The 26,874-nt window shown below is 59.6% G+C and carries 24 protein-coding genes, 1 tRNA gene and 3 pseudogenes; 8 read left to right on the forward strand and 20 right to left on the reverse strand.

Annotated elements, in window-relative coordinates:
• Positions 1-3: 3 nt before the first annotated feature.
• The gene (locus FJ434_RS10970) at positions 4-903 is read right to left on the reverse strand and encodes a LysR family transcriptional regulator (protein ID WP_140717009.1); all 900 of its coding nucleotides are present in this window, start codon (positions 901-903) and stop codon (positions 4-6) included.
• Between the two features lie 113 nt (positions 904-1,016).
• Here FJ434_RS10970 and FJ434_RS10975 point away from each other — a divergent pair, with 113 nt between their 5' ends.
• A complete protein-coding gene (locus FJ434_RS10975; protein ID WP_140746842.1) occupies positions 1,017-1,904 on the forward strand; it encodes an NmrA/HSCARG family protein in 888 nt (295 codons plus the stop codon).
• A 1-nt stretch (position 1,905) separates the two neighbouring features.
• Here FJ434_RS10975 and FJ434_RS10980 read toward each other — a convergent pair whose 3' ends face one another.
• Positions 1,906-3,426: a phosphomannomutase/phosphoglucomutase gene (locus FJ434_RS10980; protein ID WP_140746845.1), complete on the reverse strand. Its 1,521-nt coding sequence runs from the start codon at positions 3,424-3,426 to the stop codon at positions 1,906-1,908.
• Positions 3,427-3,625: 199 nt separating this feature from the next.
• On the opposite strand from FJ434_RS10980, the gene FJ434_RS10985 reads away from it, so the two are divergent.
• A tRNA-Pro gene (locus tag FJ434_RS10985) sits at positions 3,626-3,702 on the forward strand.
• Between the two features lie 264 nt (positions 3,703-3,966).
• On the opposite strand, the gene FJ434_RS10990 is transcribed toward FJ434_RS10985, so the two are convergent.
• Positions 3,967-4,356 carry a VOC family protein gene (locus FJ434_RS10990; protein WP_140717005.1) on the reverse strand — a complete coding sequence of 130 codons (390 nt, stop codon included), beginning with the start codon at positions 4,354-4,356 and terminating at the stop codon, positions 3,967-3,969.
• A gap of 360 nt (positions 4,357-4,716) precedes the next feature.
• Here FJ434_RS10990 and FJ434_RS10995 point away from each other — a divergent pair, with 360 nt between their 5' ends.
• Positions 4,717-4,929: a hypothetical protein gene (locus FJ434_RS10995; protein ID WP_140746848.1), complete on the forward strand. Its 213-nt coding sequence runs from the start codon at positions 4,717-4,719 to the stop codon at positions 4,927-4,929.
• Positions 4,930-4,978: 49 nt separating this feature from the next.
• Here the strand turns inward: FJ434_RS10995 and FJ434_RS30580 are convergent.
• Positions 4,979-5,173, reverse strand: a pseudogene (locus FJ434_RS30580) (SDR family NAD(P)-dependent oxidoreductase); the annotation flags it as partial.
• A gap of 33 nt (positions 5,174-5,206) precedes the next feature.
• The gene (locus FJ434_RS11005; protein ID WP_140746851.1) at positions 5,207-5,602 is read right to left on the reverse strand and encodes a cupin domain-containing protein; all 396 of its coding nucleotides are present in this window, start codon (positions 5,600-5,602) and stop codon (positions 5,207-5,209) included.
• A 450-nt stretch (positions 5,603-6,052) separates the two neighbouring features.
• Between FJ434_RS11005 and FJ434_RS30130 the strand changes: the two genes are divergently transcribed.
• Entirely contained in the window at positions 6,053-6,448 is a 396-nt protein-coding gene (locus tag FJ434_RS30130) for a hypothetical protein (RefSeq protein ID WP_246676005.1), read from the forward strand.
• A gap of 397 nt (positions 6,449-6,845) precedes the next feature.
• Positions 6,846-7,406 (forward strand): EF-hand domain-containing protein, encoded by a 561-nt coding sequence (locus FJ434_RS11015; protein WP_140746854.1) that lies wholly within the window; start codon positions 6,846-6,848, stop codon positions 7,404-7,406.
• 312 nt (positions 7,407-7,718) lie between these two features.
• Here the strand turns inward: FJ434_RS11015 and FJ434_RS11020 are convergent, their stop codons facing one another.
• The 3 genes from FJ434_RS11020 to FJ434_RS11030 all read right to left on the reverse strand — a co-directional run bounded on the left by FJ434_RS11020 (position 7,719) and on the right by FJ434_RS11030 (position 9,488).
• Positions 7,719-7,985: a hypothetical protein gene (locus tag FJ434_RS11020; RefSeq protein WP_140746857.1), complete on the reverse strand. Its 267-nt coding sequence runs from the start codon at positions 7,983-7,985 to the stop codon at positions 7,719-7,721.
• A gap of 534 nt (positions 7,986-8,519) precedes the next feature.
• Positions 8,520-8,996, reverse strand: a complete 477-nt coding sequence (locus tag FJ434_RS11025) for a hypothetical protein (protein WP_140502909.1) — start codon at positions 8,994-8,996, stop codon at positions 8,520-8,522.
• Positions 8,997-9,005: 9 nt separating this feature from the next.
• On the reverse strand, positions 9,006-9,488 hold the full coding sequence (locus tag FJ434_RS11030) for a YidB family protein (protein ID WP_140746860.1): 483 nt from the start codon (positions 9,486-9,488) through the stop codon (positions 9,006-9,008).
• 612 nt (positions 9,489-10,100) lie between these two features.
• Between FJ434_RS11030 and FJ434_RS11035 the strand changes: the two are divergent.
• Positions 10,101-10,553, forward strand: a pseudogene (locus tag FJ434_RS11035) (MucR family transcriptional regulator); the annotation flags it as partial.
• Between the two features lie 481 nt (positions 10,554-11,034).
• Here the strand turns inward: FJ434_RS11035 and FJ434_RS11040 are convergent.
• The 9 genes from FJ434_RS11040 to FJ434_RS29740 form a co-directional block, all read right to left on the reverse strand.
• The gene (locus tag FJ434_RS11040; RefSeq protein ID WP_140502914.1) at positions 11,035-11,268 is read right to left on the reverse strand and encodes a hypothetical protein; all 234 of its coding nucleotides are present in this window, start codon (positions 11,266-11,268) and stop codon (positions 11,035-11,037) included.
• A gap of 1 nt (position 11,269) precedes the next feature.
• A complete protein-coding gene (locus FJ434_RS11045) occupies positions 11,270-12,019 on the reverse strand; it encodes a thermonuclease family protein (RefSeq protein ID WP_246676004.1) in 750 nt (249 codons plus the stop codon).
• Positions 12,020-12,813: 794 nt separating this feature from the next.
• A complete protein-coding gene (locus FJ434_RS11050) occupies positions 12,814-13,437 on the reverse strand; it encodes a hypothetical protein (RefSeq protein ID WP_140746869.1) in 624 nt (207 codons plus the stop codon).
• Between the two features lie 17 nt (positions 13,438-13,454).
• Positions 13,455-14,624, reverse strand: a complete 1,170-nt coding sequence (locus tag FJ434_RS11055; RefSeq protein ID WP_140746871.1) for a hypothetical protein — start codon at positions 14,622-14,624, stop codon at positions 13,455-13,457.
• 176 nt (positions 14,625-14,800) lie between these two features.
• The gene (locus FJ434_RS11060) at positions 14,801-15,877 is read right to left on the reverse strand and encodes a type I restriction enzyme HsdR N-terminal domain-containing protein (protein ID WP_140746874.1); all 1,077 of its coding nucleotides are present in this window, start codon (positions 15,875-15,877) and stop codon (positions 14,801-14,803) included.
• A 69-nt stretch (positions 15,878-15,946) separates the two neighbouring features.
• Positions 15,947-16,480 (reverse strand): hypothetical protein, encoded by a 534-nt coding sequence (locus FJ434_RS29725; RefSeq protein WP_181165879.1) that lies wholly within the window; start codon positions 16,478-16,480, stop codon positions 15,947-15,949.
• Between the two features lie 65 nt (positions 16,481-16,545).
• Positions 16,546-17,298 (reverse strand): hypothetical protein, encoded by a 753-nt coding sequence (locus FJ434_RS29730; protein ID WP_181165880.1) that lies wholly within the window; start codon positions 17,296-17,298, stop codon positions 16,546-16,548.
• Between the two features lie 32 nt (positions 17,299-17,330).
• A complete protein-coding gene (locus tag FJ434_RS29735) occupies positions 17,331-18,554 on the reverse strand; it encodes a hypothetical protein (protein WP_181165881.1) in 1,224 nt (407 codons plus the stop codon).
• Between the two features lie 86 nt (positions 18,555-18,640).
• Positions 18,641-19,045 (reverse strand): type IV toxin-antitoxin system AbiEi family antitoxin domain-containing protein, encoded by a 405-nt coding sequence (locus tag FJ434_RS29740; protein ID WP_348640967.1) that lies wholly within the window; start codon positions 19,043-19,045, stop codon positions 18,641-18,643.
• Positions 19,046-19,382: 337 nt separating this feature from the next.
• On the opposite strand from FJ434_RS29740, the gene FJ434_RS11070 reads away from it, so the two are divergent.
• A complete protein-coding gene (locus FJ434_RS11070) occupies positions 19,383-20,630 on the forward strand; it encodes a diguanylate cyclase (RefSeq protein WP_140747196.1) in 1,248 nt (415 codons plus the stop codon).
• Positions 20,631-21,548: 918 nt separating this feature from the next.
• Positions 21,549-22,127, forward strand: a complete 579-nt coding sequence (locus FJ434_RS11075) for a DUF6101 family protein (protein ID WP_246676002.1) — start codon at positions 21,549-21,551, stop codon at positions 22,125-22,127.
• A gap of 216 nt (positions 22,128-22,343) precedes the next feature.
• Here FJ434_RS11075 and FJ434_RS11080 read toward each other — a convergent pair whose 3' ends face one another.
• From FJ434_RS11080 to FJ434_RS11095, 3 genes and pseudogenes are all read right to left on the reverse strand, one after another.
• Positions 22,344-22,562, reverse strand: coding sequence for a hypothetical protein (locus FJ434_RS11080; RefSeq protein ID WP_140506154.1), 219 nt, complete (start codon positions 22,560-22,562; stop codon positions 22,344-22,346).
• A 350-nt stretch (positions 22,563-22,912) separates the two neighbouring features.
• Positions 22,913-23,037 (reverse strand): annotated as a pseudogene (locus tag FJ434_RS11090) (IS481 family transposase); the annotation flags it as partial.
• Between the two features lie 340 nt (positions 23,038-23,377).
• The gene (locus FJ434_RS11095) at positions 23,378-26,719 is read right to left on the reverse strand and encodes a DEAD/DEAH box helicase (protein WP_181165882.1); all 3,342 of its coding nucleotides are present in this window, start codon (positions 26,717-26,719) and stop codon (positions 23,378-23,380) included.
• Between the last annotated feature and the right edge of the window lie 155 nt (positions 26,720-26,874).

Here is a 26,874-nt window from a genome sequence, read left to right on the forward strand (position 1 = left end):
CTTTTAAGCGGTATCAGCCCGATTGGAAATCCGCCCGGCCGCCAGTTCGATAAAGGCCTTTACCAAGGGCGAAAGGTGGCGGCTGCTCGGATAGAGGACATGCAGTCCGCCGGCCGGTGTCGTGTAATCCTCGAGAACGCGCTGCAGGCGCCCCTGATCGATCAGCCCTTCGGCCATCGCCTGGGGCAATTGGGCGATGCCGAAGCCCGCGAGCGCGGCCGCAACCACCGCCTGCATTTCATTGGCGGCGAAGCGCCCCGCGACCACGACCGTCTCCTGGCCTTGTGGTCCATCCAGCACCCAATGAGCAGCTGAGGCCGATGGGCCCGCGATGACGCATCGATGGCGCGCCAGATCCGCCGGACTTTCCGGTATTCCGTATCGCGTTAGATAGTCGGGGCTTGCGCAGAGCAGCCTGCGCGTGGCGCCGAGCTTGCGGGCGATCAGCGTCGAATCCTGAAGGGTGCCTGTGCGGAAGGCAAGGTCGATACCGTCCTCGACCAAGTTGAGCTTGTCGTCGGTGAGGCGAAGCTCGACGTTGGTCTTCGGATACAACGCCAGAAAGTCGACCACGGCGCGGATGAGGAAATAGCTGCCAAAACCTACCGGGGCTGAAATGCGGATAGTGCCCGACGGTTCTGCCCTCGCCTCCGCGAGACGCAGATTCGCTTCCTCTATAGTCCGCAGTCCCTGGCTGCTCTGCTCATAATAGGAGCGCCCGGCATCCGTCAGGTTGAGGCTGCGTGTCGTGCGCTGCAGCAGGCGCACGCCGACCTCGCGTTCTAGCGCGGCGACACGGCGGCTGACCGTCGTCTTGGGTATGGCGAGCAGGCGCGCGGCGGCGGTGAAGCTGCCGGCTTCGACGACGCGAGCAAACACGACGATATCATTGAGATCAATCATTGTGCTCACAAGTGGAACAAAGTTTTCCAATTATAGGCAATTATGCATCAATCGGACAGGGCTTAATTTTGCTCCGGACAAACAAGCCAGACAGAGAAGAAGGAGCAGACGAAATGACCAGCAAACGAAGCGTTCTTGTGACCGGCGCCACGGGCCAGCAAGGTGGCGCGGTTGCGCGTGCCCTGTTGGCTAGAGGCCATCACGTCAAGGGACTGACGCGCAAGCCGGACAGCGAGGGCGCGCGGCAACTGGCGTCGGCGGGCGCCGAGGTGGTGGCCGGCGATCTCGCTGACGCGGGCTCGGTCGTGAGCGCCGCAAAAGGCGTCGACACCATGTTCCTGATGGGCAACAGCTATGAAGCCGGCCTCGAGGAGGAGACCCGTCTGGGAATCCTTGCCGCCGATGCTGCGAAGGCCGCCGGCGTCGGACACCTGATCTATTCCTCCGTTGCCGACGCCGACAAGAATACAGGCATCCCGCATTTCGAAAGCAAATATCTGGTCGAGCGGTATATCGAGCAGCTCGGCATTCCCTATTCGATCAGCGCGCCGGCGGCCTTCATGGAGAATGCCGTCGCGCCGTGGTCGATCGGTGCGCTCAACCATGGCATCCATGCCTTCGCGATGCCGCCCAAGCGGGTGCTTCAACTGGTCGCCCTCGCGGATATCGGCGCTTTCGTGGCCGCTCTGGCCGAGCGGCGGGAGCGGGTGTTCGGCAAGCGCTTCAATTTCGCCGGCGACGAATTGTCGGGCGAAGAACAGGCCGCAATTCTGTCCGGCGCCATCGGCCACCCGATCCGCTATCAGGAAATACCGATCGCGGTTGCTCGTCAGCAAAGCGAGGACGCTGCGCTGATGTTCGAATGGTTCGACCGCGTCGGCTACGACGTCGATATCGCCACCTTGCACAGGGAATTTCCGGAGGTGCGCTGGCACGGCTTTGCCGACTGGGCGCGCGCGTTCGACTGGAGCGTTCTGACGACCAAAGCGCCAGAACGCTGAACTAGAAGGTCTGGTTGTAGGCGCCGACTTCCGGACTGCGGCGCAGCACGGCGTCAACGGCATCGAACATCTGCCGGCGACGCTCGGACGAGACCGGGCTTTCCACGACCACGACCAGTTCCGGCTTGTTCGACGAGGCGCGCACCAGACCCCAGGTGCCGTCCTCGGCGACGACGCGCACGCCGTTGACGGTGACGAGGTCCACGATCTTCTGGCCCGCGAAACTGGAGCCGTCCCGCTTCATCGCCTGGAAATCGGAGACCACGCGTTCGACGACGTCGTACTTCACCTCGTCCGCGCAGTGCGGAGACATGGTGGGCGTGCCGAAGGTCAGCGGCAGCGCACGGTAGAGATCGGCCATCGAACTGGCCGGGTTGCGGTCCAGCATCTGGCAGATGGCGATTGCCGTGACCAACCCGTCGTCATAGCCGCGCCCGATCGGCGGGTTGAAGAAGAAGTGGCCTGACTTTTCGAAGCCGGCGACCGCGCCGAGTTCGGCAACGCGGCGCTTGATGTAGGAATGGCCGGTCTTCCAGTAGTCGGTAACGGCGCCATTGGCGTGCAGCACCGTGTCGGTGTTGAACAATCCGGTAGACTTAACGTCGACGACAAAGGTCGAACCCGGAAATTGGCTGGAAATGTCACGCGCCAGCATGACGCCGACCTTGTCGGCAAATATCTCGTTGCCTTCATTGTCGACGACACCGCAGCGATCACCGTCGCCATCGAAACCCAGCCCGACATTGGCCCCTGTCTCCAGCACCTTGTCCCTGATGGCATGCAGCATCCGCATGTCCTCCGGATTGGGATTGTAGCGCGGAAAGGTGTGATCGAGTTCGACATCGAGCGGGACCACTTCGCAGCCTATGCGCTGCAAGGCTTCCGGGGCAAAGGCGCCGGCAGTGCCGTTGCCGCAGGCGGCGACCACTTTGAGCTTTCGTGTGATGCGCTTGTCCCCGGTCAGGTCGTCGAGATAGGTGGCGCGAAAATCGCGGACAAAATCATAGGAGCCGCCGCCTGTAAGGTCGAAATCGCCGGCCAGCACGATCGCCTTCAGCGCGCTCATCTCCTCGGGCCCGAAGGTCAGCGGCCGCGCCGCTCCCATCTTGACACCGGTCCAGCCATTTTCGTTGTGCGAGGCGGTGACCATGGCCACCGACTGCGTCTCCAGTGCGAACTGCGCGAAATAGACCATCGGCGACAGCGCCAGGCCGATGTCCTTCACCCGTGCGCCGGCCGCCATCAGCCCGGAAACCAGCGCCAGCTTGATGCCAAGCGAATAGGAACGGAAATCATGTCCGGTGACGATATCAGGTCCGGCGCCGAGACGCCGGATCAGTGTGCCGAGCCCCATGCCAAGCGCCTGGACGCCGATCAGATTGAGTTCCGGCGGCACCGTCGAACCGGGATGGCCGAACCACCAGCGCGCATCATATTCCCGAAAGCCGGATGCCTTGATCAGCGCCGCGGTTTCGAATTCGAAGCTGTTGGGCCAGGCCTCGGCGACGATTTTTGGGGGCAAGACAGCAGAGCTCCAGGCGGCAAAAACACGATCTATCGAGGCAGCGGCTTAGCACACAAGGCTTTAAGCCGCGTTTATCCCGGATGGAAATCCGGGCTTTACGGCACTACCCGACGAAAGCGGACGAAATGCGACAGAAGGGCTGCCATTGCCGCTTGCAGGAACGAAGTGTGGCGGCTATAAGCCCGCGGTCTGGTCACGGAGTGTAGCGCAGCCTGGTAGCGCACCTCGTTCGGGACGAGGGGGTCGCAGGTTCAAATCCTGCCACTCCGACCAGAAAAAACAACGACTTAGGCATCCCGAAGATTGCCTACCCCACAGATATCCCCACAGAAACAGATGAGCATTTAGGCGCCTCGGCCCAACCTGCAGACGTACAAAGCGTTTTCTGAGCAACTACTCCGGGTGGGCCGCGCCCCGGATAGCCTTAGCAAGCTGAACGCAGCAGGAAGCCAGACACCTTTCTTCATCGGAACGAGACTGCCTGGCCAGCGGAGCGCCCGAAGGTCTATCCAGTCGCCGGAGGCGCGTTCGTTCAGCTCATACGGCGCCGGCCTCGTAAAGTTCGATCGGGAGTCCATCCGGATCGGCGATGAAGGTAAACAAGCGCCCCGTGTAGGGGTCTGTTCGGATTGGCTCCACGTCAACGTCTCGCGACCGAAGCAGTTCGGCAGTTGCCTCGACCGACGCGACCACGAATGCAATATGTCTTAATCCGCAGGCCTCGGGCCTGCTGGGCCGGCTCGGCGGATCCGGGAAACTGAACAACTCGATCTGGACGAGGCCATGACGCAAGTCGCACTTCCAAGACCGCCTTTCGGGGCGCCAGTTTTCGGCGAGGATGACGAAACCAAGCTTGCTCGTGTAGAACTGCTTGGACGTCTCATAGTCGCTGCAGATGATTGCGACATGGTGGACAGCCAGGAGCATCACATTGGCCTCGCGTAAGCGTCGATAAGGCGTCGCAGGCAGAATCTCATCCGCCTTGGGCGCAACTAAGCGCCGACACCGGCCTCGCCGGCTTGAGCGAAAGTACCCTCACCTTCGGTTGGGCCCCCGATCGTCCGACTTACGTCTTTGAAGCAAAAAAGTGGGGACGTAAACTGCGGCTCGCACTGGACTACGGGCACGGCCGGATAAGAACAGTGTGAGTGTGGCGAAGGTCGCAGCACGTTCAGAGGCCCTCGGGGCACCTAATAGCATCGTTCCCCTTGGAAGACGTCATCCCCCATGATGCAAATCCGCCTAAAGCAGATGCTGAACTAGTGAACCTTTTAGGAGGACGTTATCATGAGACCGCATTCGACTACTCGTCGTCCGATCACTTCGGAGCGCATCGGACGGGCTCTCGACCGCGTTGCCGAAATTATCGTCGCCCAAGGCGACCAAGGTGAGGCATTGCTTCCGCTATACGATTACCTGGAGGGCGCTATGCAGGATCTTCAGACGAAGGACAAACGCCTGGCGGCAGTGCGCGAGCGATTCAAACGGTCTAAGGGTTGAATGAGAGCGCGACCTTCGGCCTAGTAGCGGTCGTTAATGGTCGCCCCGAAGCTAATCCAGCTTGAGCATTCTTCACGTCACGGCCTACCGCCAGCCTGCGCGATCTCATCAGCGATCTGCTTCAGCCTGTAGACGCGCCGGCGCCTAGAACGACCTTCGCTCCCTGGCTGGCAAGCAGCCTGGCGGTGGCTTCGCCGATGCCGGACGATGCGCCAGTGAGAATGACGACTTTTTCTTTGATCATGGTCGGATCCTTTGGTTTTACCGGCGGGGCCAATCAGGCGCCGTATTGTTCGTCGGAGACCTTCTCCATCCAGTCGACGACCTTGCCGTCCTGGACTTCCTGCATTGCGAGGTGGGTCATTGCGGTCTGCGGCGCAGCGCCGTGCCAGTGCTTCTCGCCAGGCACAAACCAGACGACGTCTCCCGGCCGAGTCTCCTCGATCGGACCGCCCCAGCGCTGGACCCGTCCGACTCCCGACAGGACCACCAGGGTCTGTCCAAGTGGGTGCGTGTGCCAGGCGGTGCGGGCGCCCGGTTCAAATGTCACGTTGGCGCCTTGGACGCGCTCGGGGGCAGCCGGATTGAAAAGTGCATCGATCCGCACCGTCCCTGTGAACCAGTCGGTCGGACCCTTTGCCGAAGGCTTCGATCCCGCTCTGAAAATATCCATCGAACTTCTCCTCGGGTCGAGATATGTACGCCAGGACAAGTATTAGGATGCGAAGCTAACGACAAATCGGCCTTGTGCGCAGATATTCGCAGCGGCTTGGGGGGCTCGGTACAGGTCGCAGGCATCATGTTGGGGTGATGTCGTGCTGCCTGTGCCGGTCAGCCGCCGCTGCGCGATCAAAGGTGGGCCATTGAGCAAGCGTGCCAAGGTCAACGGCGGCCGGCTGGAGTTTATTCCGCCGCAGATCCCGACTCGGGTAGAGCTGCCGCCTGCGGATGAGGGATGGGTCCACGAGACCAATCTCGACGGCTATCGAACGCAGATCGTCATCGATAATGACGGCGTCCGCCTTTACAGCAAAAACGCCGTGACTGGACCAGGAAATACTGGCCCATCGCACTGGCCGTCGATCTACCGTGCCGGACTGCCATTCTCGACGGTGAGGTCATTGTGCCAGGCGAGCAGGGAGATCCCGATCGCCCTGTGCTCGAAAGCGCGATCTGGAACGAGCCGAGCCGGCTGGTGTTCGTCGCGTTCGATATCCTCCATCTCGACGGCCGCGATCTAGCCGCCTTTCCGCTGCTGCGGCGCAAGGAGGCGCTGTGGCAACTGGTTGAGCCTGGGCTCGGCAAGATCCAATACAGCGAGCATTTCGAGGGCAGTGCGCTTGCGATCTTCCGCTCCGCCGGGAGGATGGGACTCGAAGGCATCATCTCGAAGCGCGCTGACAGCCGCTACAGCAGCGGACCGTCAAGCACATGGTTACTGAGCGTCGACTACAGCATCCGGCGCAACCGCGACCTCAGCATCGGCACCAGTAATGTCCGCTTTGGCCGGCGGCCATAAAAAGCTTCCAGGAACCCCAGCCAAACTGGATGTCCTACGGATGATTTCGCCCCGGCCGGCTGGCATGAGGCCGCCAGCTGCCGATTCTGCAAGTCCACGAGGTGAGATTGTCGTTCGCATGAAGCTAACGCGTGGGCGCGTGCTGCCATTCTTCGAGAGCCTGCCACACTGCCCAGTCGGGGATCGAAGCCTGCAGCTCATTGCATTGTTGGGGGAGAATTGACTGCACGTGGCCATGGCGTGCGGCTGCTGTCGGAACAGTATGTTGAACCCATATTCCATGGTCGTGTAACTTCATCGTGACCCGATCTCCAGGGAGGAACAATCGGAATGAACTCCAAGTTGGGGGCCAGCCAATCAGCTTGAGGCAGACCACGACCAACCAATGGAGCATGTCATGAGATTTCCACGCTGCACGACCACCGCCGCCGCCGCTTTGATGTTCGCGGCCTTCCCTGCGCTCGCCCAGACGAACGGAACACCTGCACCAACCCCGGCGACCCAACAGCCCGGAGCTGGGCAACTGCCGGATGTGAACGGACAGGCCGGTGGGCCGACGCATGAAATGATTCGCCAGATGATTGAGGAAGCCGTCCAGGAGAGAATGCAACAGGATCGGAGCTCTAACGAAGGTAACAATCGGCAAGAGGAGGGTGACAACCGTCAAGAGGAAGCTTCCCGCCATCGAGACGGTTGGCAGCGGCACCGCAATGGCGGTCCAGCCGGTGAGCATGGAATGGTCGGAAATCATGGTCCTCGCATGATGCGCGGCACCGGGATGCGACTTGTACTCGCGCTTCTGGACACGGATGGTGACGGATCGCTGTCCGAGAACGAGGTCCAGGAGGCTGTCGGCCGGATCTTCTCTGCAATCGACCAGAACGGTGACGGGAAGATCGACATGGATGAAATCCAGTCCTTCTCGCATGGCTCTGGCGGTCGTGAAGAAATGCCGTGATTGGCTAGTGTCTTAGCTTGAAATCCGGCTAGTCAAAAAGCGGCTCGGAGTTCGGCGAACGCCACAGGCGCCCTTAGGCGCTTTGGGGAGAGGCAACACGGCCGTGGGCGCGTTCTCCCCCCGAGCCCGCTGCCGGTTCCCAATCGCCCATCCAGCGACCTAAGATCAAGTTGAGCGGGCATCGGGCCAGATGTCCTCACATGGATCCTTTCAACGCAGTCATCCGGTAAAGCAGCCGGATCGGGCGAGGCCCGGGCCAGCCGTCAGGACTCGCAGACACAGTCGGCCAGCCCGTCACCGACAAGCCTCCCCTCAAGAACTGCAGTCCGACTTCACCAGCAGCGCGCCGTGTTTCGCCCAAAGTTGCTCACATTGCTTCGCCCTCAAGCATGGCGCTCCCGCAACTCCATGAAAGATTATCGCAGAACGAACGTCGTAGCCCAATACCGACGCGTTTGCCAAAAAGTGAACTGCCTCTCCAAGACGGCGAAGTTCAAGGGAGGCTTCTTTCTTGTTCGCTGCGTCGAATACACCGAGGACCTGCACTTCATCATCACGTGAGGCCATGATGGCAGCCATGGCCTCGTCACTCATCACCCCCACGACTGTTCACGCGGTTGCTGCTGAAAAAACCCAGCGCTACCCAGTACGCTGATGCTCGATGCATGCCGGCAACGGTTTCTTCTTTCATCGTCGCTGGCTCTTGCCGCGAGCCAAATAGCGGCGGCCTTTGTCAGACCAATGAGGCACTCGCCTGCAAACTCGGCCGGTTCGTCGGTCGTAGTGTCGAATACCGCCCATGTGTCGCAGGGTTCCAGAACGGGTAAGAATTTCATATTAGTCTCCGCTAATTTTTCTCCCAACATTAGCGGAACCACTTTGTTCCTGGAGCTTCGATGCCGTGCTCACGCGTACCCGTCTCGACGGATGCCGGCAGCGAAGGGCCTCCCCAGCGAGCGGTCGCGTCCGGGGCCATGACTCTCAGCGTGGACAGCCAGGAGGCGTAGAACCGTTGACGTCGGGCTTTGATTGGACTGGCCTCTGGAGATCGATGCGATGCCCTACAAGCAGGACATGCAAGAAGCGCATCCAGCCGTGTCGTATACAGCTTGGTTAACAACCATCGGCCCTTAGCGATCTTACCATGCGAACGACAATCGGATCGTAGGGGAGCTTTTCGTCACGACTATAGGTGGCCGTAAACAATGCCGCGCGGCCGTCGCAGACTTTGACGGCCCGGACATACAGTATCTGACCGTCCTTCAGCCCAGAATAGCTGGCCCATTGCGGCGTCACTCGCTTATAGGTCAACCTCCAGCCGTCGTGCTCATTCACTGCCATGCGATGCTCTATCTCGGTGCGAAAACTCGCCTTGCCGAGTTGAGCCCCCCATACTGCGAGAAACGCTTTGTTTTTGCCCTCGAAGGCTGCCCCTTGGTCGGAGCGCTGGGTAAGTACAAACCCCGGGGGGACATCGAACACGAAGCCGAGATGTTTGATCCCGAAGCCCTGCCATCCCTGAGCACCGAGCAGCGACGTGGGCACCATGGTGACAATTAAACTCAGGAGAATATGGGGACCATATCTCATAGCCTGTTCCTATTGCTTCGGCGTCCCGCTCCCGGTCCGTGGCACGTCATCGAGCAGCGTCGGCTCGACCGAGTCGTTCGTTCGGTGATCTGCTGGCAGCTTGCCGTTTGGGGTCATCTGGTTAACGGCGTCCGGCAGATCCCTGGTGATCCTCGCAATGAGCTCTTCGCGCGAGAGGCCAGTCTGCGTTGAAAGTGCCTCCAGCGTCTGCGCGTCAATAGCCTTTTCCACCTCATGAGGCTCGATCGGCTCGTTCGGCCCGGTGCCAACCCAGGAGTCCACCTTCGGGCCAGCACCTGCATTTTTAAAACGGTCGAGAATATCGCCAAGCGCGGTGCCGGCAACGCCCCTGGACATCTGGTCGAGCATCCCCCCTTGCGGATTGTTTGGATCGCGCTCTCCCGCTCCACGGATCATCTGTGCGATCTTGTCGCGGTTTTGATAAGCCAAGACCCCCAGCATAGCGATCGCAAGTCTTCCAAGATTGGCCACTCGTTCCTCCTGTGGTCTCGAGCTTGGAGAAGCTCTCGGCCTGCCAAAAGTTCCGCAATTGGCCAGCAAACCTTAGGCAGAGCTTGGAAATCGACCGAGCTTGGCTTCGCAGTGCGTACACTGATAGGTCAGATCTCTGTCGAGCAGGCGACTTATAAGCTTGCTGCGGACGACGTCCGCTTTCAGGCAGTGCGACAGGATGCTGAGCGGCCGATGAGGCGCAACGCTGCCACTCACATTTGGATACCTCCGGACGTGCACTATGAGGAGGGCAAACGCGCCAGGAAGTCGATGCCTCCCAGCCCGAATCTAATATCCCACTTTGTTCATAAGCACCCGCAATTCGAGCTGAGGCGCGACCCAGAAGTTCGAAAGGCTTCCAGGTTCCCCAGCCAAACCGGATGCTGGGCAGGCAACTTCGCTTCACAAGCCTCGTTCGCTCTACGGTCGCTACTACTTCTGAAATAACATCAAAGGGTTGTCCGAAGTCCGTACGAATTCTGCGTCGGCTCCACTGCAGTTCGACAGACCATGCTTAGAAGGGCGGTTGCGTCGTTGATCATCAACCAATAGAGAGGGGACAAACCAGACAAAAAGGACCACCAATGACCAACGAATTCCGACACCCGCCCTGCCGAACTTGCTGAGTTAACAGCCGACATTGTCTCAGCATATGTCAGCAACAATCCATTGCCGGTGTCTGGCTTGCCGAACGTGATAGCATCGGTTCATGCTTCGCTGTCCGGACTTGGCACGCCGATCTCGCCTGTCGTTGAACCGCAAGTCCCCGCGGTCAACCCGAAGAGGTCTGTGACGCCGGACTTCATTATCTGCCTCGAAGACGGCAAGAAGTTTAAATCCCTGAAGCGGCATCTTAGCACGGACTTCGGCCTGACACCGGACGCCTATCGCGCCAAATGGAACTTGCCGCACGACTACCCTATGACAGCTCCGAATTACGCCGCTCAGCGCTCGCAACTGGCGAAGTCCATCGGGCTTGGCCGCAAGGCTGAACCCGTCGCACCAGCCAAGAAGGCACCTGCGAAGCGGAAAGCCAAAGCGTAGTCCGTAACCTGACGCAACGGAAAGGCTCAGCTATGTCTGGAGAGCGGCGGACCTGAAAAGGACCGTCTGGCCGGCGCCATTCGGGCAACCTCCCAGCGAGGGCGCCGGTCTTTTTCCTAGCGGGCGGCAAAAGATGATACTCGAGTTGGTCGGTCCGTCAATCTGCAGCGGTTCCGGTTTGGTGGTGACTCCAGTAGTCACTGCCTGCGGCTACCGCCAGCGAACACGTCACGGGCACCTATCGCGAGCGCCTGCTCACAATCATTTCAACGCGGCGGAAGTTAGGTGATGAAGATCAACCGCGAGGGCTTCGACGATCACCCTCTTTTGCTCGTCCGAGTATTTGAATTCGGGGGCGTGTTTTAGCGATTCCTTGCTGTCACGCAGCGTCCATCGAGCCGAACGGAACGACCTCCGCGCCACCTCTGTACAATTCCGGCCAGTCGATCGGCCCAAAGGTCGAGTGCTTCTCGCTTTTCTCTCATGTAATCGTAGCGCGCATATCGGGCTTCTTTCCGTCTGGAAGCATTGGCTCATACTTGGCCTTATGCGCCAAGGGATGTCCGACGAAGAGATACAGCTCCCAGACTTCCGGAATCCCGTTCTTGTTAGCCTTGTCGACATTCGTCGCCAGTTTTCTCAATTGGTCGGCCGGCAGATGCGGCGCGGCCGCATAAATTAATTTTTGCAAAGTGCGCCTTGAGAAGATCAGCATCCTAGCGGCGTGCCTTTCGCCATCCAGCTGCGCGCGCTTCGCCCTCGGTGCAGAACCATCGTTCGCCCTTGCTCGGCGTGACAACGGTTTCGTCGTAGTGCTCCTGGCCGGGCAGATGGTAGATGTGCTCGCCGGAATTCACGCTGATGTTGCCCTTTATGCTGCAGCCAGAGCCTAACAACCCGAAGCCGGTCGACGGAGTGCTGACTACCTCGACTTTGTCTGCATTGGCCGCTCGCCAATCCCAAGGCGCCTGAAACGTTCCGACCCATAGGCCGACCTTTGCCGCCGAGGCCTTCCCCTGCTGCTCTGCGTAAGCGCCGTGGCTGTAGCGGGGCCAGTCCAGTGCCTGGCCGTGCTCGACCATCCATGCGGCCACATTGGCGCCATCTGCTCGCCGGCAGTCACCAACAAAGCGATGGTAGCGGTCCCAACTTACGAACGTGCATTGCACTGGCTTGGACACCGCCAGGAAGGCGTCCAGCGCCTCGGCCGACCGGTGGCCGCAAGGATAGTCAAAGCCCTTGGCATCGCTGCAATACTGCCGGCTCTCGGGTGCGTCGATCCCGTTGAAGCGGATGCGCTGCCCATGCACTTCGATCGTGTCGCCATCGATGACCGACGCAACGCCGGCGATCGGCGCCGGCTTCGGTCCGACCAAGTTCGACAGGTTGACGTCGGGCATGTCGTCGCGATGCTGCATGACGAACTGGCCAACCAAGACCGCCGCTGCGGCGACCGTGACGAACACGAGCCGCTTCGGAACGCTGGCCAACAGGATTGCGCGACGCCGCCTCGCGCCAGTGCGCTTCCGCCACTGGTCAGACCGATTGTCGTGACGTGATCTGTCCACTTCCCCCAAGCTCCCAAGCGGAAGAATGCGTCCGTAACGACCAAGAGTCCAGAAGTGCCGTTTTGGCACGCCCGGAGTGGCATCCAAATTGCCTCTCTCAGATTTGCCAGCGTTGGGGCTGGTAATCGTACCGCACACAGCGTGGACGTGGGGTCGCTGGGTTGGGGCAGCGAGCCTTTTATCGCCCCAGTGCATTTTTTAGCTATCGCTAACGGAACGGCGTTTGCCCGTCGAGGAGAATGGCTCCATACTCAGCCCATAGCCGTTCGCATTCGTGTACCCTGAGGCTTGGCGTATCGTCTGTCCGTTAGTCGCTGACTTGGCGTTCGGTTCCGAACAGTTTTACGATGGGAATGGCACCCCGGCCGAATGTCTCATGCCGTCGCATGTTGTCTAAATCAATACCATCCTACATGATGGGCTTTTTGGTGGGTAAGTTGTGTAATTTATTCTAACATTTTGATTGCATTGATGATATGGCGGAGAGAGCGTCGGCCATAATTGTCACTAAACGTGATGAACCGTCTGGCCGCGAATTGGCACGGCGACCAAGGACTTTGCGGACCTGGAATCGGTGCTCTCAAAGCGCGATTTCCTTCGTGGCTTTCTGCAGCTCGACATTCATTTACCTCTCCCCCCCAACCCAAACTGGTTAGACAGCTCGGGTATCTATTTCCTGGGCTTCATGCTGGTCATTTGACGCCCGAGTAGCCTACCATTCGGCCGTCCTGGTCGAGATCGATAAACGCCCGTTTCCCCCTCCGGCCAACAGCCATGAAAACGAGACGATTTTGGTGAGCCTCAAGGAAGCGGAGCGCTTGGCCACTGTCATCGTAGTGAGTGATGTCATCCCCGTCTGTTTCTCGAAACCCATTTTCCTCCAAGAAGCGCTCGTTGAACTTGCCGACGGCAATTGTCTTCAGCCGTTTAGGTCGCTGAAGAAGGCCAACCACGATCCCGATTGCCACAAGAAGCGCGGTCACCACAAACGCGCCCAACAGCGCAAGCAGGAAGGGGCTGTCACGTTTGCCGTCGGTGACAAGCACAAGGACCCCGAACATCAGAAGGGTGGCTGCACACAGCCCCGCCGCGATTAGAAGGAGGCTTCCAAGAACGGTCAGGAAGATGGTTCCTAAAAACCCTCGATCATGTCCTCGGACGAGGCCCCGTCCGCCGACGAACGGGCAGATGGCCGCTGCCAGAAGCAGCGCGATCAATTCGACGTTCTTCTTCGTCTTCTTGTAGATGTCCCTACCGAACGCGGGTCCGAAGCCTGCGACCGCGGTTCCCCCACTCCCTGCCGCGACCAGCGCCAATTTTGAACGCCTCGAATTCACGCGATCTCCCCCTTGCGCCAAAATAAGCGACGCGAGGTGCGGATCCAAGAAAACACGAACCACAACGCGCCGACGAACCAACCTAGAACCGCAATCAAAATTGAAGCTACCAAATAGACGAGTTTTCCAAGCTTGATCGCGCCTTTGCCCAGCACTCTCAGGACGGCAGAGGTTTTCTCCCCCATGCGCGCCGACAGCGATCTGGCCCGGGACAGATCCTTTGCGTCATCGGCATATTCCAGTGCTCGGAACGTCGCCTTTATTCCTCCGTCCGACGCTATCCCGGCTGCGGAACTCGCCAACAAGCGGACTTCGTCGACCGCCTCTTTGCGAACAGCGCCCCTCAAGGCGTCCTTCGCCGCTGCGATGTCCATCGGCAACATTTCGGAGATCAGCTTTCTGAATCCCGAGAAGTCGCCCCTCGCGGCGCGTCTCCAGTCGATCTCGCCGAATGCCGTGCGAACGGCCGCTGCCGACGGAGCCTTGAACGATGGCAGGACGATCCGGGAAAGTCCTCGCTTCAAGCCTTCCACGTCGACCAGGCGAACGGATATGGCGCCGAGGCGCATGAGCAGCGCTTTCGATAGCTTTCCGGCCTTGTTGGTGGTCTTCAGGAGCGAAAATCCGATATCCATCGCTCCTGAGCCGGGGACAACGGTCGCGAGGCCAACCAGGGAAAGGCCAAGCGTAAGCTTGTCGTAGTCCTCTCCCTTGACCAGATGGTTGCCTTGGATGACAGCGTCCCTGACATCGCCGACACCGACGTAATCGGCCGCCAGCACACCTCCGATGGAAGCCGGAGCCGTCACTTGCCCGGTAATAGCGCCGTGGAGGAAATCCTTGGCGTTTCGCAGGCCGAATTCAAGAGGGCTTTCGCGCGTCCGTTCGACCAAATCCGCCTGCATCTCGTGCCCGTTGTCATGGGCTAGCTCCATCAAGCTTTGAGCCTCGGAGAAATCACCCGCCTTGAGCGCCTCCTCTATGGATGCTTTGTAGTCGTCAGCCGAAAGGCGGCTTAGCCGATATTGCGAGATCGCGAGCGGATCCCAGAAATTCATTGCCAGCTTCAGGACCACAAACTGATTTGACGAGAAGAAGGCAACAAGTGCTGCGACCAGGATTGCCCCGCCGATTGCTTGTCGACGGATACGAATGATACGGAACATGCCCCCCTACCCCCGTCAAAGATATCTTTTTAATCACCGCCGCCCCTGGGGGCCGGCGGCCGAAATCTAGTGCTTGTGCGAGTTAGTCTGTCCTTGGCCAACGCGCGAGCGGACGGCTCATTGCGCAGTTCGAACTTCGAAGAAGGCCAATAGCCTGGGATTCCGAAACGCTGAAGTCATAGAGCAATCGAGGGCGCCGCGATTGCCCCGGCGAGATATTCCTTAGCGGTTGCTCGTAAGCGATCGGCGTGGTCATAGATTTCATCGAGCGAGTCGATCTTGACCTTCTCTTCCTTCTCACCATCGAAAAGCCCGAGATATTTGATCGACCTGTTGAACCACAGCCGGGCCAAGGGCTTACGGTTGTTGTTGTCGACTAGGATCCCGCAATAGCTCTTCTGGTCGCGCATGATCACCCTACCTGGCTTTAAAAGGTCGCGGACGATTGCCCGAACAACCATGAAGCCCTCTCGCTCGTCCTCAGTAGTCACAACCTCTTCTTCGGTGCCAAGTCCGTCCGCGCCAATTTCCGAAACCTCGGTTTCGGCCAAGGCTGTGGAAAGACGTGACTGAACGGATTCACGGACAATCTCGCGAAAAGCTGCTTTGACCATGGGGGTGAATTGCTCTTTCACCTGGGCCGTGAACCGTCCTTGGTAGAGCCCCCCGGTCACCATCCGTACAAAATCCTCTGGCGGATTCTCCATCACGCTTCCAATTTCTTTTTTGATCGCCGACGTATACTTCAAGCGATGGGCGGATTGCAGGATCCCGTCGACATTGAAATCCGCTTTCGCGAATTTCTTCAGTTCGGAGGTCAATTGGCCCTGCAGATCCGAAAGATCGAATGTGAGGAATGGTCGGTCATCAAGCTTGTTTGGCGCAACCAAATCCGTATGAAAATGGAAGGCGCGACCGTTCGTCAAAATGGCGAACTTTGCGTTGGTGACGGAAAAATATCTATACAATTGCGCGAGATGTACTCTATCAAGCACAGTGGTGATCGGCTTGCATTCCACAAGAATCCTGATTTCTCCGTCAATCTTGATGGCGTAGTCAACCTTCTCTCCCTTCTTTCCTACTGCGTCGGCACAGAATTCTGGAATGACCTCGTCTGGATTGAAAACGTCGTAATCTAAGGCTGCCAGAAAGGGCAGTACTATCGCCGTCTTTAAGGCTTCTTCAGTAAGCATTGCGCTCGAATGCGTCTTGATACGATCGGCAAGAACGCGAAGTTTTTCTTCGACACTCATGATTCCCTCCCAAAATTGAGACATAGGATCATGCAAATTTTCCGTTTGCGCAAGTCAACCCACGCACAACTATCCGAGCTCATGGATCGCCACGCCCGGGACAACAGCCCTTGCGATCTCGCATAGGTGCTGGTGATGCGTGAGATAGATCACCTGCCCGGCACTTGCCATCTCGCCAAATAATCTGAAGACCTCCTCAGATCGGAAATGGTCGAAGGTTTCCATTATGTCGTCGGCAATGAATGGGACGGAGGGTCGAAACTGCGCAAACTCGTAGTACCCGGCAAGCCTGAGCGCCAGGTAGAGCTGGAAACGTGCGCCCTTTGACAGTGCGTCGGCAACCTTGGACTTCCCGTCGCGCTGCAATGCAATGAGGACTTCGCCGCCTTTGACGGGTTGGGTCGCCAGCCCCGAATACTGGCCATGTGTGATGAGCGCGAAAGCATCAGACGCTCTTCCCATCATCCCGGAGCGATGACGCTCCCGGTATAGACGCAGCGCGTTTCCAGCCGACAGAAGGCCCAGTTTCAGCTCGATATAGCGGACGGCCTTTTCTTCGATTTCCAGAAGGACGGTGCGGCGTTCGGCATCTATTCGAGCCACAGCACTGTCGCCGCCAATAGCGTCCAGCTTGTCGGCCGCTCGTGTCTGCCGGATGAGCTGCAGTTTTATCGCTTCGTCAAGATCGCGAAGCCGCAGCTCGCTTCGCCCTTCTCGATTGCGAGGCCATCGAAATCGAGATCATCCAATATTGAACACGCCTGCGCGAATCCTTCCACCGCAAGCTCGGCCGACAACCGCTCTTCAGTTTCGGCGACTTCCGTGCGCAGACGATCCCTCTCCCGCAGCAGCTTGTCGCGTTCCACGACTTCGGACAGCGTAGTTACACCAAAGGCGCCCAGCACTTCGTTTTTGCGCCTTTCATGTGCCGCCATTTCGACATTGAGGGTGTCGCGTGCATCTTGCAGGCGCTCCAAATCATTGGAGAGGTTTTTTTTCATCTCGCTGGCGCGATCGGCGCGCTCCAGGCGTTCAGCAAGCCGTATGGCCAACTGCTCTGGTTCATCTTCGTTCGTCGGCTCGGCAGCTTCAGCTGCGGCAGCGGTGACCTCCACAATGAAATTGTCTGTGTCTGCCTCCATCTTCTCGATGCGGAGCTGCATGGCATCGCGCTCCTGAAGGCTTTTCGACAGTTCTGCCAACTGATCGAGTACGGTGCCGATGGCCGATGCCGAAATGCAGGTACCTTCGAGCGCTTCGGTGATGCCGGCCAGCCATTCTTCCTCACGCTTTTCCGCCACTTCCACAGCCCGTCGTCTGGCTGCCAGTTCCTCCTCCTTCGCGCTAATTGTTCGCAGTGCCTCTGCGCGCTCGGCATCCACCTTGGCTTGCCTGTCGAGGAAGAGTTCCGTGACGGCCATCACCGTCTCCAGGCTGTCGCTACGATCCGAGGTTATGCCGACGCTTTCCAGCGCGCGGACCAACTCCAAGCGTGTTTGGTGTTCTTCGTCGGCCGCCCGTGCAGCCTTCTTGCCTCGCTGCGGGCAAGCGCGTCGGTTCTGGCGGAAGCACGCTCCTCGATCAGATCGATCAGACGCTCGGGCAAGGATTCTAGGCAGTCTGCCATCAGCTCCCTTCCTGCTTCGCGAATTTCCGCGAGCACTGCTTCCCCGTCCAAGTCGAGTTGCGCAAGTTGGCCGTCCATCCGTGCGATCGCGGCCACTGTCTCAGCGAGGCTACGGACCGTTGTTCGGATCTCGGCGAGCTCCCGCGCATTGACCAGACGAAACGCTCCAACACTGTCATCCCGAGCCAATACTATCGCGAAGTCGTCCGCTGTTTCGCCAGTCAGGTCATCTCGATACCTTGCCCAGGCTTCGTCGCGAGCACGCCGGATGGTGGCGGCCGCTTCATCGTCTGTTATGTTTTCCGAGGCACGAAGGGTATCCAGCCGCGCCGTGAGCACATCTTGGGTGTCCTGGTGTTCGGCAAGACGTTCTGAAAGGACCGCCCTGCTCTTGCCAAGCTCTGTTATGCGCTTCTTCCATTGGCCGAGCTGACTGGCGCTTGGAACCGACATCCTGGCCAGCGCCCGTGCATCTCCGGACCAGGGATGCAAGCGAGCGAGCGCCGCCTCCCATCGTATTCCGCCCGCATCCTCCGCATCGTGTGCCGTTTTGATCTCCCGTAGGTGCCCACTTCCCCTCGCTTTCGACAGGGCTGAGCCCAGCCTTGCCCGGGCGGGCCCGGGCACGGCCCTTTCTTCGCCGACGCGCGCTCGTGCTGTCTGACGTGCATCAAGGGCGGCCGCAGCTTCGTCTCGGGCGCCGCGCACACCGGTAGCAATGCCGGATCGCTGTTCGATCATGTTGCGAACAACGCCAACAGTGGCAGCAGGCAAAAGCAGCGCAGCAGGGTTAGGCTCGGAGGACCTTCCCAATGCGGCAAGGCAACTCGCTACCGTGTTATCGAATATTTGCAGTTCCATCCTGCGATTGGGCAAGTCCAGGCCTGCCGAGACATAGCGCACCTTGCTTTCCGCCAGACTGCGAATGCGCTCGGAAACCGGAAGGATCGTTTCGTCCACGTCAACAGAGGTGATTTTCGTCGTCAGACGCTCGACCTCGTCGATGTTCCCGGACAGCCGCGTTCTCAGGCTGGCATCGTCATCGATCAAGCCGGCGACATTGCCTGTCCAGGTCCGTGATGGTGAAGGGATTTCGGGTAACTCAGCCAGTTGGGCTGCCTTGCGGCGGATATCCGTCAGGATCGGAAATGCGCGAAGGTACTTCTCTCGGCGACACTGCGGTCATATTTTTCCGTGGCCTCAACACGTTCGGCCTCCAGGGCCTCGTATGTCGACGCCAATGTGTCGATCGCGTCCTTCCCGGCCTTCAGTGTCGCTTCCTGATCTGCTGCGCGATAGGCTCCATATCCGACCTTGATGAGCAGGCCCTCGTTGCACATCCGGGCTAGGTAGCAACGGGGAATACCGATGTTCGTGAGGTCGCGCGTTCGCACCACCTCTTGTTCTTGGGCGAGCGCGACTGCCCGTTGCCTCAGCGATAATCTTGGGCCGCCCGCTAGCCGGATCCGCTCCGCGCGCTCGCGATCCCGCTTGCGAATCTTAGGGGAAGGTTCGGGCGTAGTTTTGAGAGGGATCGGCAGCTCATAGTTCGCAGTTTAGTGCGGCCCGGGGAGCCATAGCGATCCAAACCTACGAACGCCGTGCCCCGCCCTATGCACCCCAGGCTTGCCTCTGATGCGATGAGGTGTTGCGAAGCACAGTGCGTGAACCGTACCCGCTGGTGGTCTGAGCGTTGCCAAAAGGCTGGCGATCCAAGACTCCTGACTCTCAGAAATTGATTCTGCCAGCGAAATCCTTGCGCCTTGCAATCAAATCTTCAGAAAGATTCGGCAGGCTTGCCCATCGTCCCGACGAGGGAATGCCCCGGATGAATGTCCAGGAGAAAGCAGCCTAGGCCTATCGACTGTGTCCGACCTGATGCACATCGACGGGCAGGAAGACCCTGCCTTAACCGCTGAAGTTGACCGACTTCTGGCGCGCCGCACGCGCGATATCCGCCTCAAGGGCGAGATCGAACAGCTATTTCGAGCACGAATCTGGTCGCAAACGGCGAAGATCATCCGCGCCTGGATGATCTGGGTAGCTTTGCTGGATGTGCTGACCCTGGCGCTTAACATGCTGATCCTGCCAGAGCCGGTCGCGCTGTCCATGCTGCTGCCAGGCGCCATCATTCCACCGGTCGCGACGGCCACCGTTTTTGTCTGGCGAAGACCGCGGGCGCCTTGGTTTCAAGGCGCTTCGCTGATCGCAGGCATGTTCTTGATCTTGCTCTCAGTCGCATTGGTCGGCGTCAGCGCGGGTGGCGAGTTTTACGAGCGGCATTTGAACATCATGCTGTTCGTAGGCATAACAGCCATCATCATCTTCGGCATCCCTCTCGCCTGGACCGTGACCATGGCCGCACTGGCGCTCGGTCTCTATCTCGTTTTCCAACTCCGGAACCCGGCTATTGAGTTTGGTAGTGCGGTCGCGGCGACGCTGTTTTTTGCGAGCGGGATCTTCGCAACGGTCGCCGCTCGGCGCATCATGACAATTCTCGCTCAAAAGACGTTCCTTTTTGAGCTTCGCGATCGGCGCAGAGTTGCCGAATTGGCGAAAGCGAATGATCGACTGTTACTCCTGGCGAGAACCGATCCGCTCACCGGCATTGCTAACCGGCGCTGGATGACGGAAACGCTCAACAACTTATGGGGAAGCGGCAACGGTCGCCCTGACGGTTTCGCCATGCTGATGTGCGACATCGACCACTTCAAGAACCTGAATGATCACCTCGGACACGCCGAGGGCGATCGCTGTCTGGTTGAGGTGGCCAAGATCATCCAAGACAATGTCAGGCGTGATCAGGACCAGGTGGCCCGCTACGGCGGCGAAGAGTTCCTCGTGCTCCTGCCCGAGGTGAACGAGGAAAAAGCCATCTTCGTAGCTGAGCGAATTCGTCAGGGCGTCGAGGCTGCCGCTCTTCGCAACCCTGGATCTCCGGTGTCGCGCCGCGTTACCGTCAGCATCGGAGTAGCCGTTCAGAGTGCCAGCGAGGCTGCCCCGCCCGAGGAGCTACAGCGTCAAGCGGATGCAGCACTCTATCTAGCGAAGGAAACTGGTCGCAACCGGGTGATGCTGCACGGCTCGGACCCAGTCGTGCGCAGAAGTGTCCGATCGAGACGATAACGCCGTAAGCGGCCGGGTCTTCGGCTGGCGCTCGCCAAATCAGCATCGAGTACCGGAGCTGTGCCGCTAGCATATACAGCATCCTCGAACTCTCCGGTGCCAGGGTCCCCTTTCCGGGCTGAGTGCGACCACGCCCGCCGCGTTTGCCGACAGCTTCTCAGCAAGCAAAGCATGTTCTGGACTTCTACGGCTTCTCCCGTTGTGACACCCACCTTGAGTTATCTGGAAACTCTGAACCACAAATAAGCAAGCAAGGCCGGCTTCTCTGCGGCTGCGGCGAACAATGAGGTTCGCGGATATCCCGGCGAACATCCGCATTGGAGCGGTCAATATCGTCGGCAAAAGAGCGTCCGAAAAGGGCTGTCGGCGGCCCCGTCGCGGGAACGAAAAAAGAAGAGATGCAGAACTTTCGTGTGCGATTTTTGCACACAGCGTCGCGCAACTGGCTGATATTGCTTGTCTATCTGTCCCATCCATCATAGGTCAGACAACGGTTTGAAGAAATCAAAGTCGATCCCGCGGTTCGCAGCCGCCCCTAGGCTGGATCTTCAGGAAGGCAGATGTCGCTGGCGCGAAGCTCTTTGCTGCACTGGGGGCCAGCAAGCCTCGTTTTCATCCACGCGGTAGTCGAATCGCATAGCTCGGCCGATGGCCTTTTCTCCAAGGTACCAGCAAATTGACGTAAATTAGTAATCGCTAATACAGAATGCACTGCTATTTTATGCGGCAGTAGGACATGTGCTGAGAATTCGAGCCGGGTAGATCCGGTACGACCTCAATAAAGGGGTAGAGATTGCGAAGGCACGCAGCTGTTGCTGGACGCAAGCCGAAGACGGCGGCACCGCAGAGGATTGGGCTCCACTCGGGGCATTGCTTGCGTGCTTTGCTTCAGGCCCGTTCTTTCTCCAGGTGCCAATGATGGACGATGGTAAGCGGGCTCATACTGAACCGGAGACGAGTTCCTGGACCGGCCGCAACAGGCGTCTCGACCCATCGCGCCTGCCGGAGATGGTGAGCTATACCACGCGCGACAACTATGGCGAGGTGACCTTCACCCTCAACCAACGTGGTGTGGTGGTCCGCCGCACGCAGGATTCAAGCAGCGTGCCGGCAATCATTGCCCTTCCCGCCAAGACTTTCCGCGGCGTGGCCGCCTGCGCGATGGAGGATCCGGATGAAAAATTCACAGCGGAGCTCAAGCTTCTGCAGAATGATCCGATGCTGACGGTGCCGCTGCTGGTGTCCGACGACCTCGAACTTGTTGCCGCCGACTGGCGTGCCTGGGCCGAGGCCTACCGACTGCCGATGCTTCTGCTTGGCGCCGACGGCATTGCCCGAACGCTTGAGGAAACGCTCGGTTCGAACGTCAACCCGCTCTCACCCCAGCGACCGAAATATCGGCCGCGTCTCGACCAAGCGCCCAGGCTTTCCAAGGTTGGCCTGATGAACAAACTGACGTCTCTAGAGCATATCGGCCGATTGGTGGATCGGAAGTGATGTGACGCGTGTCTCGTGTTCATTTGGTCTGCAGGGTCGATCCTCCCACTGCGTTGGTCGCTGGGGAGCCTCGCCAGGCGCGGCTAGGTAGGGTCCGCTAGTTACGAATCTGATCGATGAGGATCCATCTGAGACGGCAGGGCTGCCGAAATGAAGCTCGCCGCCAAGCATTGAGGCAAGAGAGCGTCGGCGCCGTAAGGTTCGCCCATAGCTGCGTCACCCCATTGCAAGAAAGCATTGGTGACGGTGGCGAAGAGAGCAGAACTGCTGCAGCAGGATGGAGACGGCAAACAGCACGACCACCGGGCAATGCTGGAAAAGTGAGCGCCCGCCGGCACGTAGCGGCCGTTCGATCAGGTCAAAGGGCTGCACGAGTAGCCCTTTGACTAGGCAGCGGAGGCCGACGGCGTTCAGCGCATCGAGATGATCGAGCACCGTCGTTGCGCCACGTTCCCGAACCTCCACAGAGCGGCGGCGCACAGCAGCAGTAGGTTGGCTGTGGCTTTGGCACCGGCCGCCCCTAGGGAAGTGCCGGGCGATTTTGGCCAGCAAAGATACGGTGGAAGACCCACAGAATTGCTGGGCAAACCAGGAGCATGACGGCGCCGAAGTCGAGCGCCGCGCTCGCGGAGCCGAGCGACGTGGAAAGCTTTCCGCCGATCGCGGACCCAACCGGGCTTTCAGCATAGAAAGCCGTTTAGAATATTCCCATTCCGATCGCCCGCGTCTTCGGCTCGAGCGCGCGCGCAGGCAGGCTCGTAATGGCGTCGGCAGGCAGCCCGCAGCTGGAGGCAGCGGTGCCATGAAAACCGTGTCAGATGCGGGATCGTGGCTGCAGAGCATAGAGGCAGTCGTCGAGCGGCAGCGGCGTGTAGCCCCGGAAGGCGACGCTGACGGCCTCCTCGTCGATGACGGCCCTTCAGCAGGAGCAAAACCTTGAGCGAACTGCCCGCGCGCCGGACGCGCGCTCGCCAGGATTTCATTTGCCTGGAAGGTCGACCTTACAGAAGAGCGCGTCCTGCTTTTCAGGGCGGGAACATAGTTTGCGGCAGTAAGTTGGAAGGCCATCGGAGACAACAGGCACGCAGCTGATGGGCGTCCACATCAATCACTTCCTGAAGGATATCCTCATCGAGGTCGCTGAAATGCTTCCGGTTGTGACTCAAAGGGAAAGAACGCCAACTGACGAACTGCCCGTCGCAGCGCCGAACTTTCCCCATGATCTGGAACCGGTGATCCAAGCGAACCCATCACGCACTGGGCCGGCTGGACCTGGCCGCACGCAAGGCTCCAACTAGGGAGCGGACGGCATCGACGCCTGAGCCGCGGGGCGGGATCGACGGCCTGAAAATCAGCCGGCCGTTGCGGAACTCGAAGCTCTGTGCGTTTTTAAAGCGCCATTCGGATGCCACCGTTTTCTTGCGGAAGGTGATTGCGATGGCTTCGGGTCCCACGTCGACTTTGCTGATGCCCAGTTCCGCCGCGCCTATGCGCAACCTGGTCAGTTCCAGTAAATCCGCTGCTGGACCGGGCATATCTCCAAAGCGGTCCTCGAGCTCTTCGCCGAACGCGTCGAGATCCGTCTCGGAAGTCATGTGAGACAGCCTCGCATAAAGGCCAACGCGCACTGTGGGCTCGTTGACGTAGCTTGCGGGAAAGGCCCCATTTGCGGCGCCTTTGATATCGGCAAGATGCTTGTCTGGATCGGCCCCTCCCCCAGCCAGCGAGACCGCCCGCTCCAGCAGATGCTGATAAAGCCCCGCTCCGATCAGCTTCATGTGCCCGGCTTGATCTTCGCCGAAGAGGTCTCCTGCCCCGCGCAGGTCGAGGTCTCTTTGACTGATCGCCAGGCCGGAGCCAAGCCGATCGAGCGCAATCATGGTCGAAAGTCGAGCTCTTGTGCCTTCGGCCAGCTCGACGCTAGGCTCGGTAAGAAGAAAGGCAATAGCCTGCGCCGCTCCCCTTCCGACCCGGCCGCGAAGCTGGTGCAATTGTGCCAGACCGAACCTGTCCGCCCGCCAGATCAGGATGGTGTTGGCCCGCGGTACGTCGAGGCCGCTCTCGATGATGTCGGTGCTCAAAAGGATGTCGCCTTCACCGTCAGCGAATCCGACCATGATTTCGTCCAACCGTGTCCCTTTCATTTCTCCATGGGCCGTCACAACCGCGAGTTCCGGCACCAATCTGTTTAGCTGCTCGCCAACCGGGTCGATGTCCTCGATGCGTGGAACCACCAGGAAGCTCTGTCCGCCGCGGCGAAATTCGCGCAAAAGGGCGGCTCTAACCGAAGCTGGATCGAAGGGCTCCAGAATCGTGCGGACGGGACGCCTTTTGGCAGGCGGAGAGTTGAGGACGCTGACTTCCTGGATGCCTGACATCGCTGATTGCAGCGTGCGCGGTATCGGCGTGGCGCTCATGCTCAGCGTATGAAGGCGGGGCGCCATGTTCCGCAGCGCCTGCTTCAGCTTGACACCGAACCGGTGCTCCTCGTCGATCACCAGCAGTCCCAGATTGGCGAAGGTGACGCTCTTGGCCGCCAGGGCTTGCGTACCCACAACCACCGCGACCCGACCGCTCCGCAGCCGCTCTTTGACCGTTCTCGCCTCCGCCCCGCCAACCATTCTCGAGAGGTGGGCGACATCGAGGCCTGTCCCGGCAAACCGGCGGCTGAACGTCTCATAATGCTGGCGTGCCAACACGGTTGTCGGGGCTATGACCGCAACCTGCTTCCCGCACAGGGCGGCGGCAGCGCAGGCACGCAGGGCCACCTCTGTCTTGCCGAAGCCGACGTCGCCGCAGACAAGCCGGTTCATTGTTCTCCCTGACGAGAGGTCGTCGAGCACATCGCGAATGGCGGCGGCCTGGTCGGGAGTCTCGGTATAGGGAAACTTCGCCGCAAACCGGGCGAGATCCGCGCGCGAGCATTTCATGATCTCGGCAGGCTGGCTGGACCTGGCTTTGGCAAGGCCCGTCAAGCGCTTGGCAAGCCTGTCGATGTCGCGCAGCGCAGCCTTGCGTCGGCTGAGCCACCCGTCGCTGTTCAAGCGATCGAGCGACACGGCATCGGGTTCCGAGCCGTAGCGCCAAATCCGCCCAAATTCATCGACCGGAACCAGCAACGACGCCCCCCCATGATATTCCAGCCTGACGACATCCTGTGGCTGGCCGGCCAAGTCGACCTGTTCGACCGCCACCAGAATGGCCAGGCCATGATCCTCATGGACGACGACGTCGCCAATGCGCAACTCGGGGTCGAGCATACTGGTGGCGGCGCCGCCGTTTGCCTTCAAAGCCCGGCCAAAAAGATCGGTCGCAGCCACCAGCGCGATACGGGATTGCTCGTCGACAAACCCTTCGTCGACAATGAATTCGGCCTTGAGAAGAGAGCCCCTTGCGGCCGAACGGATTTGCGGCCAGTCCTCCGCCTCCCCCATTCGCCGGCCAAGCCTCCGATCGAGCAGACGATCCGCTCGCTGCAGTTCAGAGGCTTCGCCGGCGAACACCACAGTGACACCCGACCTCGTCTGCCTTTCCACAAACTCGGCGAACTGATCTCGGGATCGCGCCCGCCGAACGAATTTGGGAACTCGGGTGGCCGAGACGGTAGGACTCGTGCGGCGGCGTTTACGAACCGCGACATCCCATTCCTCGCGCGACAGGTAAAACTGTTCAGGCAATGGTGTTGCGGGTTCGGCAACCTCTTGCCTGGCACGACGTGCATCTTCGATCAGATCCAGGAAGCGGTCGAGCGGCGGGCCTTCGAGCCCTTCTGGCAAGGAGATTGAGGCGCCGGATGCCACATCGAAGACCGACGGCATACTGCCATACAACGCGATCAGGCGTTCTTCCATCGGTGTCGTTCGCATTGGTGCCAACTCGGAATGATCAGCTGTTGCGAACATCAGCTCGGATGCCGGTCCAACAGTGATCGACTCTCGCGAATGTTCGCTAAGCTGGGTGACGGGATCGTAGATCTTGAGTTCTCGGATGCAGCTATCTGGACCGAGGACAAGACGGACCGGGTGATCGGCGCCAGCAGGGAAGATATCCATCAGGTCGCCCCGAAAGGCTATCTCGCCGGGTTCGTCCACCCTCTCGTCGACGGCGTATCCCACCGCCTCGGCTTTCGTTCGGAAGTCGTGCGGGTCGAACATTTGTCCGAGTTCCAGAATTGTGAAGCCCCAAGCAATGACTGGTGCGGGCGGCACCCGCTGGAGAGCGGTCTCGATCGACAGAACCACGACGCGCGGGCGTTTGGGCTCGCCTGCGATCTCATGCAGCGCGCGAAGCCTCCGCCCCATATTGGCGCGTGTCGGCCATACCCTGTCGTAGGGCAGGCAGTCCCAGGAGGGCAGGAAGATGATGTCTGCGCCTGGCAGAAACTGACGCAAAGCTCCAGCGATCTCTTCGGCACTGCGTTCCGAGGCGGATATATGGATAATATGCTTGTTCGGACCGTCCTCCAGCGAGTCGGCCAGCGCCGCCGCAATTGCCGCAGAAGGCGAGACGCCCTGTTCTCTCGCGACCTCCCTGTCGTTTGAGGGATGATCGAGTTGTTCGATAATTTCAGTCCTCGAAATAGGTCTGTTCACTGAGATCTCACCTTGCCAACGGTGGGGAACGTCAAGGGGGCGACCCCGTTCCTCTGGCGCGGATTAAAGTGTGGCAGGCAGTGGCAGGGCGTGCGGTTTATCGAGCGGCGATGCCAATACGCATCGCCTGCCGGAACGTGCGTAAAGCTGGGCGG

The organism is Mesorhizobium sp. B2-5-13 (genome assembly GCF_006440535.1).
GTDB classification, from domain to species: Bacteria; Pseudomonadota; Alphaproteobacteria; order Rhizobiales; family Rhizobiaceae; genus Mesorhizobium; species Mesorhizobium salmacidum.